The organism is Thalassomonas sp. M1454, from assembly GCF_007097525.1.
Taxonomy (GTDB): Bacteria; Pseudomonadota; Gammaproteobacteria; order Enterobacterales; family Alteromonadaceae; genus Thalassotalea_A.
In genome coordinates, this window is the sequence record NZ_VKDD01000005.1 from 1 (window position 1) to 13,223 (window position 13,223).

Genomic DNA, 13,223 nt, shown 5'->3' on the forward strand with positions numbered 1-13,223 from the left:
CATTAAGTTAATTTGCTACTAAGTAGCTATGTAAAATCAACATCAATGTGAGTGCCCACACAAATTGCATGATAACTAATTGTTAAAGAGGTTATAAACGTTCGTTTATAACAAGAGCAAGTCGCATTCGCTTAACTCTTATTGCTTGTAGCTAACGTTGCCGTTTGCCCGAAGCAGGAGGCGCATTATAAGCACCTCAGTTAGGAAGTCAACAGCTTTTCAAAAAGAATTTTAAAAAGTTTTTGTTGGCGTTAAATACTAAGTAATTCTTAACATCTAACCTTCTAACCGTTCTTTGGGTTGCCCCGAAGAAGTGGAGCGCATTTTATAGATTTGCAGGTGAAGATCAACACCTTTTTTTAAATAATCGAAAAAAAACTTCCGTTTGATTATTTTTTAATCTAATGTGTAAATTAACGTTATTAAAACAACTAAATTTAGTCAATTAATTACATATTGGGCATTATTATTTAACGGGTTTAGTCTAACTCATATATAATAAATGTAGGTTCACTTATTTAAATAGGCATTTTGAATAAGTTTATCTTGTTTCCAAGTCTCAAATAGGTAGTAAATTAAACAAGGAATAAATATGAATAGGATATTCTCTTTATTAATCGCATTCATAATTAGCTCACAATCTTTCGCGAAAGATGTGACTGTATATCGTTGGGTTGATGAAAATGGTGTGATCCACTATACACAACAACATCCAATTGAAGATGATTACGCTGAAATCAAAATAGATACACACTACTCTCCAATTCAAGCGCCATTAAAGAATGGCATTAAACCTGAAAAAGACGAATTAGCAGATACATCTACTCAAATTGTGCACGCATCAGTGGCTAAATGTAATAACGCTAAAGCAAATCTGAGAACTTTAACTGATTTTGATAAAATTGAAATTACTGATGCCAATGGTAAATCAAGAATTTTAACTGATAAAGAAAAACTAGACCGAATCCGCTCTGTTGAAAAGGATGTACAAGACTATTGTTATTAGTCTTTCTAATTTAAACTATTTCACTGCAATCTCATTCCTAAACAAAAAGCCTTACTATTTACATAGTAAGGCTTTTGAATATTTGGATATCTGATCCGTTAGTTAATCACTAGGTTATCATCTTCAACATCGATATTGATAACATCATTTACATTGAATTGGCCATTTAAAATAGCTTGAGCCAATGGGTTTTCAACATGGCGTTGTATCGCACGTTTCAGTGGTCGTGCCCCAAATACAGGATCAAAACCAGCTTCAGATATCTTAGTTAATGCTTCGTCGCTTACTTCTAAACTTATTTGTCTATCCGCTAAACGCTTAGACAGAAGCTTAAGTTGTATCTTAGCTATTTGTTTAATTTGCTCAGCATCTAAAGGATGAAATACAACTGATTCATCAATACGATTAATAAATTCTGGTTTAAAGTGCTGGCCAACAACACCCATAACAGTATTTCGAAGTTCTTCGTAGCTACTTTCGGTTGATAACTCTTGAATAAGATCTGATCCCATATTAGATGTCATGATGATCACCGTATTGCGAAAATCAACTGTTCGACCTTGGCCATCAGTGAGACGACCATCATCTAATACTTGCAGTAATATATTGAAAACATCTGGATGAGCTTTTTCTATTTCATCGAGTAATATTACTGAGTATGGTTTGCGTCTAACAGCTTCTGTAATATAGCCGCCTTCCTCATAACCTACGTAGCCAGGAGGAGCACCGATCAAACGAGCTACGGAGTGCTTCTCCATAAACTCAGACATATCAACACGAATTAAGGCGTCATCACTATCAAATAAAAAGTTAGCTAAAGCTTTAGTTAGCTCGGTTTTACCAACTCCTGTAGGCCCAAGAAACATAAATGAACCAATTGGTTGGTTTGGATCGGATAAGCCAGCTCGAGATCTTCGAATGGCATCAGATACTGCTGATAAAGCTTCTTTTTGACCAATCACATTTTTTTGTAATGACTGCTCCATAGTAAGAAGTTTATCTTTTTCACCTTCAAGCATTTTTGCTACAGGTATACCTGTGGCTTTTGATAATACTTCCGCGATTTCAATATCGGTTACTTTATTACGAATAAGTACGGTTTCAACCACTTCAGATGTACTTGATGATTCAAGTTGCTTTTCTAGTTCAGGAATACGGCCGTACTGTAATTCTGACATTCGATTTAAATCACCAGCACGATGAGCAATTTCAAGATCCATTCTTGCTTGTTCAAGATCAGCTTTTATCGCCTGCGTGCCATATAAGGATGCTTTTTCTTTTTTCCAAACTTGCTCGAGTTGATCAAATTCAGTTTGACTAGCGGTTATTTGCTCATTAAGCAAAGCCAGCCTTTTTTTCGATGCATCATCTGATTCTTTCTCTAACGCTTTTTGCTCAAGCATCAGCTGGATTAAACGTCGCTCAAGACGATCAAGCTCTTCTGGCTTTGAGTCCATTTGCATGCGAATACTTGATGCAGCTTCGTCGATTAAATCGATTGCTTTATCGGGTAACTGACGATCGCTCACATAACGATGGGATAATGTTGCTGCAGAAACAATTGCAGGGTCGGTGATCTCAACACTATGGTGTAATTCATAACGCTCTTTTAAACCACGTAATATAGCAATGGTATCTTCAACACTTGGCTCATCGACCAATACTTTTTGAAAACGTCGCTCAAGCGCTGCATCTTTTTCAATATATTGACGGTACTCATCTAACGTTGTTGCACCAACACAATGTAAATCACCACGGGCAAGTGCAGGTTTTAACATATTGCTCGCATCCATGGCACCGTCAGATTTTCCTGCGCCAACCATAGTATGTAATTCATCAATGAAGAGAATCACTTCCCCTTCTTCTTTCGCTAGCTCACTGAGAACAGCTTTTAAGCGTTCTTCAAATTCACCACGATACTTAGCGCCGGCAATAAGAGCTCCCATGTCTAATGATAAAACTTGTTTGTTCTTTAATCCTTCCGATACTTCGCCATTAACAATACGTTGCGCTAAGCCTTCAACAATGGCAGTTTTACCAACACCAGGTTGACCAATTAATACCGGGTTGTTTTTTGTTCTACGTTGTAAAACTTGAACTGTTCGGCGGATCTCTTCATCACGGCCAATCACCGGATCTAATTTACCTTGCTCTGCTCGCTCGGTTAAATTAACCGTATATTTATCTAATGCTTGGCGAGTATCTTCAGCATTAGGGTCATCAACCGTTTGACCTCCACGAACCTTTTCAATTGCCGCTTTTACTTCTTTTTCATTAAGGCCTAATTGTTTTAGCAATTGACCTAACTTGCCTTTGTCTTGCAGTGCAGCCAAGATAAACATTTCTGATGAAATAAATTTATCATTTTGCTTTTGTGCTAACTTGTCACATAAATTAATGATGTTGCCTAATTGGTTGGAGACTTGCACTTCTCCCCCGCTACCTTCTACTTTGGCAGTATTATCTAGGATTGTGGCAAGACTTGCGCGAAAGCTCGTGACATCAACACCTAAATTTTTCAACAATGGGAGCACTGTGCCACCTGATTGATTGATTAGTGCCAGCATTAAATGAACAGGTTCAATAAATTGATGATCTTTGCCCAAAGCTAAAGACTGAGCATCTGCTAGGGCTTGTTGGAATTTTTGAGTAAGGCGATCTAAACGCATAAATATCTCCTAAACGATCAATAAAATAACTTCTTACTTAAGAGATAGGTACGAGGAAGGTAATTTTCAATATCTAGATACTAGTTTGAAAGGTAAACTTGTTTTAAATCAAATTTTAATAGAGTGTAAACTAGCCATTGTACTATGGAATTTTAATGTTATTACTAGTCTTTGCTTAGGCTTGAATTGAAATCAAACTTGCCATACGGCCGGTTTTTCCGTCACGGCGATAAGAGAAGTATTTATCAGCTTGCGTTAATGTACACTCAGCAAGCGCATCAATAGAATTAACGCAGTTACAAGTTAACAAATATCGAGCGATTGCCTGTAAATCAGCTAGATATTTGTCATTGCCTTGCTCAATAAAACAATTTTCTAACTTTACATCAAGTGATAAAAACTTAGCTTTTACTTCGGCGCCAACCTCGAAGGTTGAACTGCCAATACAAGGGCCTAACCAAGCTTTAACACTTGTACCTTTACAACTAAATTTATCTAAAGTATTGGCAATAATATTAGCAGCCAAAGGTTTCCAACCACCATGAACCGCAGCAATCTCATCGCCTTGTTGATTTACTAGTAATATAGGTAAACAATCGGCAGTAAGTATGGCTAAAGTGATATTTTTAGATTTTGTAAAAGCCGCATCGGCTGTAATCGGAGTTTGCTGGTGTATAGTTACTTCAACGACATCACCACCATGGACTTGATTCAACCATTGAATAGGTTGTTTTGAATTAAATTGCTGACTAAGACGCTGCCTGTTTAGTTGAACATGTTCAATATTATCTGCAACATGATCACCTAAATTAAAACTATCAAAAGGCGGTAAACTAATACCACCTTGTCTTGATGTAGTTGCTGCTAAGACATTTGTTAGCCTTGGCCAATTGATATCAATGATTGAATTCATTTAACTAAAATTAGAAGTCTTCAACAATATTTAACTTAGCATCTTCTTGCAGTGCAAGAGCAACTTTAACCATGTCGTCAGGTACAGGTGCTGTCCAAGTCATTAGCTCACCAGTGATAGGATGATAAAGTGATAACAATGCAGCATGTAACGCTTGTCGCTTAAAGCCTCGTAATATTTCTCTTAGTTCTTCACTTGCATTTTTAGGCGGTCTTGGGCGACCACCATAAACAGGATCACCAACAAGAGGGTGTTGAATATGAGACATATGTACACGGATCTGGTGAGTACGACCAGTTTCTAGGCGCAACCTTAAACGAGTGTGTAAACGGTATTTTTCAACCACACGATAATGAGTTACTGATGGACGACCAGATAAAACAACCGCCATATGAGTACGCTTGGTAGCATGACGTCCAATAGGCTCATCTACTACACCGCCGGCAGTCATGATGCCATTGGCAATTGCTTCATATTCTCGAGTTATTTCTCTTGCCTGAAGAGACTCAACAAGGTTTGTTTGTGCAGCAATTGTTTTTGCTACAACCATTAAGCCAGTTGTATCTTTATCAAGACGATGAACAATACCTGCACGAGGCAACTTATCTTGCTCAGGGCAATGGTGTAATAAAGCATTTAATACAGTGCCGTCAGGATTACCTGCTCCAGGGTGAACAACTAAGCCAGCTGGTTTATTAATAACTAAGATATCATCATCTTCATAGACAATATCTAACTTAATATCTTGTGCTTTATAATGAACTTCAACTTCAACGGCTGCATTAATACTGATAGTTTCGCCACCCATCATTTTTTCACGGGCACGAGTTACCACTTCACCATTAACTTGCACACTACCATCTAAAATCCAATCTTTTAGACGAGAGCGAGAATAATCCGGGAACATTTGCGCAATAGTTTGGTCTAGACGTTTACCTAAACACGAATCTGGAACGATATCCTGATGTTGAATTTTTTCAGCCATTGAAGTCTCTATTAATTAATACCTCAATACCCATACGGTACGATTATAGCCACTGTATTTGAGTATCATTGGTAAATATTTAATACTGCATTTATTTAGCACTGTGCAATGCACTAAAGCTAGGTTAGAATGCTAAGTATTATTCGATTTAAGTATTTTACCTGCTTTATGCGGGGCTTTCACAATTATTTTAAGCAGACATCCAAAATTTATGAACAAGTTTACAATAAAAATTCTAACTCTTACGTTTTTTCTAGGCTTAGCAGGCTGTTCATCTTCACCAGAAGATGTTGAAAAAGTTCCTGATAAATCTGCACAAGCGCTTTATTTAGATGCAAAGAGTGCTTTAGATAATGGCTTATACCAAAAAGCTATTCCAATTTTATCAGCGATTGATTCTCGCTACCCTTTTGGTGCTATTTCTCATCAGGTACAACTTGATTTAATTTATGCTTATTACAAATCAGGAAATACAGCACAAGGTATTGCTTTAGTAGAAAGGTTTTTAAGACTAAACCCTAGCCATAAAAATGTAGATTACGTTTATTACATGCGTGGTTTAATGCACCTTTCTAACGAAGAAAATCTTTTCCAAGAAATGGCAGGAATCGACAGAAGTGACAGAGATCCAGTACACGCGCGCTCTGCATTTACTGACTTTAGAACAATTTTAACTTTATACCCTGATAGTAAATACGCCCCAGACTCTCGCAAAAGGCTTATTGCTATCAAAAGTCGCTTAGCTGATTATGAAATTGCTGCAGCCCGTTTCTTTATTGAGCGAAAAGCTTATGCTGCTGCTGCGAACCGTGCCCGTTATATTGTTGAATACTTCCCTGGTGGTGATCAAGTTGAAGATGCATTGGTTATTATGATTGAATGTTATGGAATTCTTGGTCTTGATGACTTACAAAAAAATGCTCGTCAAGTATTATCGGTTAACTACCCTAATAACGAAATGGTGAAAGGGCTTTAAAGCTAGATACTAGATATTTTAACTACAAAAAAAGCGTGCATGGCACGCTTTTTTTATGAGTAAAGAAAAGAGTTAAATTGCTGCAGCGTCTTCTTCGCCTGTGCGAATACGAATAACACGCTCAACGTTAGTAATGAAAATTTTACCATCACCAATCTTACCAGTTTGCGCCGTTTCAATAATAGTATTAACACAACGGTCAACGTCTTCATCGGCAACAATGATTTCAATTTTTACCTTAGGTAAAAAATCAACCATATATTCAGCGCCACGATAAAGTTCAGTATGACCTTTTTGACGACCAAATCCTTTTACTTCTGATACAGTCATACCAGTAATACTTACTTCAGCTAATGCTTCTCGTACATCATCCATTTTGAACGGTTTAATGATGGCTTCTATTTTTTTCATTTTATTTGTTACCAAAAAGTTATTTATTAACTCATTCTAACTAAAATTTCGCTAAGATAAATAGCTAGTTATAAAAATAATTAATAAAAATGCTTATAACTTAGATTTTTTCAATTTACACAGTAGTAAGCCAACATTATCATAGTTAGAATATAGACATTAAAAATAACCTTTAAGGCCCCATATGAACCGCCAAGCTATAATAGCTGAAATGAAAGTATTAGCTGAGATTGATCCTCAATTTGAAATTACTCGCCGTGTGAATTTTATTAAGCAGCAATTAGTTAACTCTGGATTACAACACTTGATTTTAGGGATCAGTGGTGGCGTTGATTCATCTACCTGTGGCCGCTTGGCTCAGCTAGCTGTTAACGAATTAAATAAAGAACAATCAAAAGTTACATATAAATTTATCGCGGTACGACTACCTTATAACGTACAAGCGGATGAAGATGATGCCCAATTAGCGGTTAAGTTTATTCAGCCAAGCCACTGTGTATCGACTAATATCATGCAAGGCGCTGACGGTATTCACAATGAAGCGGTAAGCGTTTTAGCAGAAAATGGCTTACTTGATGCAAATGAGCATCGTTTAGATTTTTCAAAAGGTAATGTGAAAGCTCGCACCCGTATGGTAATGCAATATCATTTAGCAGGTATTTTAGGCGGCCTAGTAATTGGTACTGATCATAGTGCTGAAAATATTACCGGCTTTTACACTAAATGGGGCGATGGCGCATGTGATTTAGTGCCATTATTTGGCTTAAGTAAGCGTCAAGTTCGTTTATTAGCTAAAACCTTAGGTGCACCAGAAAAACTTGTCGTTAAAGCTCCTACAGCTGATTTAGAAGAGTTAGCACCAGGTAAAGAAGATGAAGTTGCACTTGGCTTAAGCTATAACAACATTGATGATTTCTTAGAGGGTAAGGACATAGATTCTTCAGTGGAAGATAAGTTAGTTGCTATCTTTAACAATACTCAACATAAACGCCAAGCTATTCCAACTATTTACGATTAATCTAGCTTCCAGCTAAATTTTATCTACATATAAAAAAAGACCTTCATTATTGAAGGTCTTTTTAGTTAAAAATAGTTAATCTTTACTTTAGGTTACCAACAAGCTTCTGGCGCTTTTAAACCTTTTGGATTTGAAGCGTTCACCGTTACTGTCATTGACAAACAAGCTGTGTCTTTAAGTTGTGCCCCTTTCGCGCTAGCGGTTAGTACATAGGCATTTCCTGTTGCGCCACTTATTGAAAATGTATAATAGCCATTCTCACTTGTACTACGACCCTTTACAGTAGCATTAGCACAACTATTTGCTGCACCAATGGTACTACCGTAAGTTGTACAGCTTGTTCTCAATTTGCTTTGTGATAACGCCAGTTCAACTAAACCACCACGGGCATCAGCGCGACGCGACTTCTTGATTGATTCACTAAACGAAGGATATGCAATACCGGCAATAATACCGATAATAGCAACAACAATCATTAACTCAATTAAGGTAAAACCTTTATTTTTGTTTTTATTTATTAAGGACATTTAGGATTTCCTGCTTGTTCATCTGATATATCAATGCTGATGTTGCCAGAGCTAGCGTTAGTTATGGTAATTATAGTTGCTTTACTAGAGGCATCTTCATTAATGGTTACTACGCCATCTGGATCACTAACGACTTTAGTACAAAGTTTGGTACCAGAAAGTGTAACTGTTCCACTCCAAGTATCAGAATTTAAGAAGTTAACCGTAGCACAGCTATAATCAGGTTTAATATCGGTAGAACAAGTATTGTCACCGAACTCATTCACGTCACCTGAAATATTAATAGCAGTAGCTAATGATGAGTTATTGCCACTTATGACAATATTGCCATAGATGCCATTGTCGATTTTATTTTCACATTGAAAATCTATATTAAAAGTATCATCACCGATACTAGTGAACCTTTTACGGTATCGAGTACAAGTAAACTGATTTAGATTGGGTGTAACTTGCAAGTACCCACTCCAAGGATTAGTCCATTGATAAACATCACAACTATAAGGTAAAACATAGTTACTTCCATCATGAGTCATACTATCTGTATCGACAACACAATTTAACGGTCCATCAGACGTATTTACATTGGTAGTGCGAACAAATACAGTATTTACATCATTCAATGGAGCAGAAATATTCACCACACCACTGATAGTATGTTTTTGATTAGGAGGATCACTAGGGTCAAATGGGCAAGCTTCATCTACGCCATAATCTAGAGCATCTAACTTAATCTGATCAACAAAGTTTACGTTTTGATTTAGACAATAAAACGACGTAGGGTTACCTGCAAACTCACTACCATCATTACTGTCACCTCGAACCATAATACCTTCTGAAATACACTCACTACCATCAGAGCCACTAATCGATGAAATAACAAAGTCATGCGGTACTTGTGTCTCGTCATCAGGATCAGGTAGTTGAAGAGCATCAGCTACACCAACAGTGTAATAAACAATTTCATCGCCATTCATTTCTTTTTGCGTATGGGCATCATCAATATATTTAAATGCCATGCCTCGATATACACGACGAATAGCAACTTCAGGGTCAGCATAGGCATCTAAAGATGTAGGGTCGCCAACACAGGCTTTAACTGTATCTTGTGAATTGTTTTTTGCAGTAACAAGTAAGCCGATATTACCATGCCAACCGCCACCTAAATAGCAGGTGTAGTAATAATATAAATAATCACCATTTGGCTTTGTGGCAAAGTTAGATATATCAGCATCTTTAATATCTGTAGGAACATCTACAGCAATAAGGTTACCCAAAGCATCGTATTTATTAGTAAGGTAATAACGTTGACAAAAAGCAGCATCAGATGCGATAACAAACACATCGGTAGGATTTGTTGCTTGAGTTGTTTGATCGATAAATACACGACCGGATATTTTTACAAAGTCAGTACACGGAACCTCTGTACGAGCACCTTCATCATCAAGTAAACATGCATCTTTTAAAGTTAAGACTACGTCTTCACCACTGGATAGTCGTAAATCACCATCACCACGGTCGATTAAACCAAGTAACTCACCAAGTTCCTTAACGACATTATCAGAATCAAGAACATCACCGGCTCCTAATTCCGCGCGCCCTGTCGCTGAACGTACGAGAGGTGCTGATGATTCATTATCCAATTCACCTTCAAGACTCGGTGATTCCCAAGATATCTCGGTTGATAGTACGACTTGCTGGTTGGCACCAGAAACATCTACCCAGCTAACTATCACATCAATTTCTTTAGTATCGTTTGGCTCGACAATTGTCTCTGTGCGAGTAAAAACGGTATTGCTACCAGTAAATGTTGTTGCATTACCTTCACTAATATCAGCAAATAAAGTATCGAAAGCTGCAGAATCATAAGCAACATCAGTATAGTTTCGTATTTGCTCAATCCGATCTTGGGCAATAGCGACCGCTTCTGCACGGGCTTTGCTCTCTGCACTTTCACCTATTAAGCCACTTTGAAAACTAGCTACAGCTAGTAAACCTACGGCCATAATAGCTAAAGCGACTAACACTTCAATTAAACCAAATCCATGATTTTTACGTAAATTCATTACATTTACTCCCATTAGAAATCTTTCCAACTACCAGCACCGACAGCTTTAGGTCCATTATCTTTTATTTTTTTCAGAAGACTAGAATCATAATGTGCATCTAAACTACCACTAGTAGAGTTAGCAAGATCACCTGCTACAATTAATGCGCCGTGAAAAGTGCTATTACCAGTACCTAAGATAGAGCCCATAACATAAACAATGCCATAAAAATGAGGTGTACCTTGCAAATCAAGGTCGCCATCTATAACTAAGACTGAAGGCCTTTGATCATTTTCCGCACAAACATTGCCACCGGTAATTATTTGTGCACAGCCCATAGAGCCACCATTTTCACTAACGTCACCGTCATACCAAATAATGTCATTTTGTGAACCATCAACACAGCCATTCCAAGTGTTACCGCACTCCCCTCTAGCATCAGGGCCGCCAATAATTACATCACTCATCACTTCTTTATAGCGCTCTGGACTCATACCAAAAAAGTTTTCAAACATTTCCGCTGCAGTTAAGTTAGCTAAGTCTGAGTCATGTTCAATTATATCAAGTCCAATTTTATCGCGACTAGAGGTTTCAACCGTATTACAACTACCATCATCCATACATCTTGGATAGTTAGGATCACTTGGATCGGCAATTGTAGTTTCCGTTGAGTTATTTGAGCCAACATCGACATCCCCGCCACTCCAAATGGTACTGTGTCCCTCGGGATTATGTATTGTAGCGGAGCCACCTAAAATAATTGTGCCTTTAGTACTCAAAGGGTTATCAGGAATATTAGGTAAAGGATTTAACGCGCGCATATCAGCTGTAACAGTTCGAGAAGCAGTACCGTCATCACTTAAACCGGTAGATTCAATTGTATATGCATCGAGTTCATTAATAACGACTGTAATAACGTTAATAGATACACTGCCATTATCTAAATCACCAGTATTCGAGTCATTAATACCATCGCCAGCATCAAGATCAAAAACGCCTAAAACATTACCATCTTCGTCCCAATATTTATCATCACTTATCGCTTCCATTGCCAGAGCTAAACCTGCTTCGGCATTATCAAAAGCTTGCCTTGCTCTAAAATCATTACTTACCATTTTTTGCTCAACTAAAACGCTTCGAGCTAAATACAAAGAAATTAGAGTAATTAGTACTAGTAAGATAATTGAAATGACCAATACAGCCATACCTTGTTGCTGTTTTTTCATGTGCATTAGATTTATATTTCTTGGTTTCATATTAACGCACCCTAACCAAATCATTTCTCACTCTAACGGTTTCACTTACAGTATGATTAACTTCTGTATCGTTAACCAAAGAAGCTGAAATAGTTATATTTATTTCACGTGTTTCAACGGTTACATCCAAGGTTTCGGGTGTAACATCATAACAATCTCTCTCACCGTCATTGTCGATACCATCCACACCATCATTGTCTATACCATCCGGTTCAGAAGTATTTACACAAGCAGAGTTTTGACGATTAAAAGCCAAGCTGTTGACTGTATATAAATCAGGATCACTAATTTGCTCCCAACTACCATCATTACAATTATCGCCTTCAGTAATAGTACTTGTTACTCGCATTTCAATTGCGCCAGCATTTAAGCGAAAGCCAAAAAACTCAGTCCCCAACCCTAACTCTCCATCTTCATCCAGGTCGTATGAATATAATAAGCACTCACCATCGACGCTACTATCATCGGTGATTTGTGTATTAGATGAAGAGGAATTAACAACAGTTAAGGCTGAAACGCCAAGTTGTTGAAAAGGATTTTCTGATGCTAAATCCGCTGTATTGGCCCAATAACCTGCTCGGCGCACATCATTAGTCATAACACTCATAATCGTCATTAACTCAGTATTCAACTTGCTAGATTTGAGTGTACTTGCACTGCTTCCAACTACAGCAACATAAATATAAGTAACCCCGGAAAGTACAATTAAACCAAAAACCATGGATAGTAATAATTCGATAAGGGTAAAGCCTTTATGAAGTTTTATCATTAATTACAGTCCTTATAATCGCTAAGGTCATCAGAGCAAATTTTAACTCGACCAAGTAAAGTCAGATGGATTCGCACAGTACTACCCAATGCTGATGTTAGGGTATAATAACGATTATTTTGGTCAATAGTGCCTCGGAGATGATCAAAAGTAATAGCATCGGTAGCTAGAGAAGTGTATGTACGACGAATAGTGATGTCATCAAAGTCACTGCCACTAATACGATGTAAGACATCATCATCAGCTGCGACATAATTACCGTCACCATCATCAATATTTAATACACAAGCATTAGCGGCTGTATTAGATGTAATTAGCGGATCACAACTGGCTGAGGTACTAAAACCAAATGCCCAACTTTTTGAGCCTAACGAATTGGCTGTCCAATAAATTGATGCAGAACGAGTTAATGACTCGGAACGAGCTAACTGCAAGTGTGAATAAAGTTGCTCAGTGGCACTAACCAGCTTGCGAGAATCAAATGAACGTAAAAAGCTAGGGCCTGCAACCCCAGCTAAAATACTAATTATTAGAATGGTGATTAACACTTCAATTAGTGTTAACCCTTTTGTTTTTTTCATAATTCAATACCCACTATTAAGAGCATCCGCCTTAATAGCGCTTCCTTTGTATCGCAAAGTTATATCC

12 protein-coding genes are annotated in these 13,223 nt (G+C 37.5%); 3 read left to right on the forward strand and 9 right to left on the reverse strand.

The window, feature by feature from the left end; genetic code table 11:
• The first annotated feature begins 592 nt into the window (after window positions 1-592).
• Window positions 593-1,006 (forward strand): DUF4124 domain-containing protein, encoded by a 414-nt coding sequence (locus tag FNN08_RS11765; protein ID WP_143586013.1) that lies wholly within the window; start codon window positions 593-595, stop codon window positions 1,004-1,006.
• 98 nt (window positions 1,007-1,104) lie between these two features.
• On the opposite strand, the gene clpB is transcribed toward FNN08_RS11765, so the two are convergent.
• From clpB to rluD, 3 genes are all read right to left on the reverse strand, one after another.
• Window positions 1,105-3,675, reverse strand: a complete 2,571-nt coding sequence (clpB, locus tag FNN08_RS11770; RefSeq protein ID WP_143586015.1) for an ATP-dependent chaperone ClpB — start codon at window positions 3,673-3,675, stop codon at window positions 1,105-1,107.
• Window positions 3,676-3,850: 175 nt separating this feature from the next.
• The gene (gene pgeF / locus FNN08_RS11775) at window positions 3,851-4,588 is read right to left on the reverse strand and encodes a peptidoglycan editing factor PgeF (protein WP_143586017.1); all 738 of its coding nucleotides are present in this window, start codon (window positions 4,586-4,588) and stop codon (window positions 3,851-3,853) included.
• A 10-nt stretch (window positions 4,589-4,598) separates the two neighbouring features.
• Window positions 4,599-5,573, reverse strand: a complete 975-nt coding sequence (rluD, locus tag FNN08_RS11780) for a 23S rRNA pseudouridine(1911/1915/1917) synthase RluD (RefSeq protein WP_143586019.1) — start codon at window positions 5,571-5,573, stop codon at window positions 4,599-4,601.
• 211 nt (window positions 5,574-5,784) lie between these two features.
• On the opposite strand from rluD, the gene FNN08_RS11785 reads away from it, so the two are divergent.
• Window positions 5,785-6,549, forward strand: a complete 765-nt coding sequence (locus tag FNN08_RS11785; protein WP_143586021.1) for an outer membrane protein assembly factor BamD — start codon at window positions 5,785-5,787, stop codon at window positions 6,547-6,549.
• Window positions 6,550-6,621: 72 nt separating this feature from the next.
• On the opposite strand, the gene glnB is transcribed toward FNN08_RS11785, so the two are convergent.
• The gene (gene glnB, locus FNN08_RS11790; RefSeq protein ID WP_143586022.1) at window positions 6,622-6,960 is read right to left on the reverse strand and encodes a nitrogen regulatory protein P-II; all 339 of its coding nucleotides are present in this window, start codon (window positions 6,958-6,960) and stop codon (window positions 6,622-6,624) included.
• A gap of 184 nt (window positions 6,961-7,144) precedes the next feature.
• Here glnB and nadE point away from each other — a divergent pair, with 184 nt between their 5' ends.
• Window positions 7,145-7,978 (forward strand): ammonia-dependent NAD(+) synthetase, encoded by an 834-nt coding sequence (gene nadE, locus FNN08_RS11795; protein WP_143586024.1) that lies wholly within the window; start codon window positions 7,145-7,147, stop codon window positions 7,976-7,978.
• Between the two features lie 92 nt (window positions 7,979-8,070).
• On the opposite strand, the gene FNN08_RS11800 is transcribed toward nadE, so the two are convergent.
• The 5 genes from FNN08_RS11800 to FNN08_RS11820 are packed head-to-tail and all read right to left on the reverse strand — an operon-like array spanning window position 8,071 to window position 13,156.
• Window positions 8,071-8,505 (reverse strand): type IV pilin protein, encoded by a 435-nt coding sequence (locus FNN08_RS11800; protein ID WP_143586026.1) that lies wholly within the window; start codon window positions 8,503-8,505, stop codon window positions 8,071-8,073.
• Window positions 8,496-10,568: a prepilin-type N-terminal cleavage/methylation domain-containing protein gene (locus FNN08_RS11805; RefSeq protein ID WP_185962647.1), complete on the reverse strand. Its 2,073-nt coding sequence runs from the start codon at window positions 10,566-10,568 to the stop codon at window positions 8,496-8,498. Before FNN08_RS11805 ends, FNN08_RS11800 begins: the two co-directional genes overlap by 10 nt.
• Before the next feature lie 14 nt (window positions 10,569-10,582).
• Window positions 10,583-11,806 carry a PilX N-terminal domain-containing pilus assembly protein gene (locus FNN08_RS11810; protein WP_185962648.1) on the reverse strand — a complete coding sequence of 408 codons (1,224 nt, stop codon included), beginning with the start codon at window positions 11,804-11,806 and terminating at the stop codon, window positions 10,583-10,585.
• 1 nt (window position 11,807) lies between these two features.
• The gene (locus FNN08_RS11815) at window positions 11,808-12,575 is read right to left on the reverse strand and encodes a prepilin-type N-terminal cleavage/methylation domain-containing protein (RefSeq protein ID WP_143586031.1); all 768 of its coding nucleotides are present in this window, start codon (window positions 12,573-12,575) and stop codon (window positions 11,808-11,810) included.
• Window positions 12,575-13,156, reverse strand: a complete 582-nt coding sequence (locus FNN08_RS11820) for a GspH/FimT family pseudopilin (RefSeq protein ID WP_143586033.1) — start codon at window positions 13,154-13,156, stop codon at window positions 12,575-12,577. The genes FNN08_RS11815 and FNN08_RS11820 overlap by 1 nt, the downstream gene beginning before the upstream one ends.
• Window positions 13,157-13,223 lie beyond the last annotated feature (67 nt).

Coding starts and splice junctions, on each gene's coding strand:
- pgeF (WP_143586017.1), bottom strand. CDS start 4,588: ATGAATTCAATCATTGATATCAATTGGCCAAGGCTAACAAATGTCTTA.
- FNN08_RS11805 (WP_185962647.1), bottom strand. CDS start 10,568: ATGAATTTACGTAAAAATCATGGATTTGGTTTAATTGAAGTGTTAGTC.
- nadE (WP_143586024.1), top strand. CDS start 7,145: ATGAACCGCCAAGCTATAATAGCTGAAATGAAAGTATTAGCTGAGATT.
- FNN08_RS11785 (WP_143586021.1), top strand. CDS start 5,785: ATGAACAAGTTTACAATAAAAATTCTAACTCTTACGTTTTTTCTAGGC.
- rluD (WP_143586019.1), bottom strand. CDS start 5,573: ATGGCTGAAAAAATTCAACATCAGGATATCGTTCCAGATTCGTGTTTA.
- FNN08_RS11800 (WP_143586026.1), bottom strand. CDS start 8,505: ATGTCCTTAATAAATAAAAACAAAAATAAAGGTTTTACCTTAATTGAG.
- clpB (WP_143586015.1), bottom strand. CDS start 3,675: ATGCGTTTAGATCGCCTTACTCAAAAATTCCAACAAGCCCTAGCAGAT.
- FNN08_RS11765 (WP_143586013.1), top strand. CDS start 593: ATGAATAGGATATTCTCTTTATTAATCGCATTCATAATTAGCTCACAA.
- FNN08_RS11810 (WP_185962648.1), bottom strand. CDS start 11,806: ATGAAACCAAGAAATATAAATCTAATGCACATGAAAAAACAGCAACAA.
- FNN08_RS11815 (WP_143586031.1), bottom strand. CDS start 12,575: ATGATAAAACTTCATAAAGGCTTTACCCTTATCGAATTATTACTATCC.
- glnB (WP_143586022.1), bottom strand. CDS start 6,960: ATGAAAAAAATAGAAGCCATCATTAAACCGTTCAAAATGGATGATGTA.
- FNN08_RS11820 (WP_143586033.1), bottom strand. CDS start 13,156: ATGAAAAAAACAAAAGGGTTAACACTAATTGAAGTGTTAATCACCATT.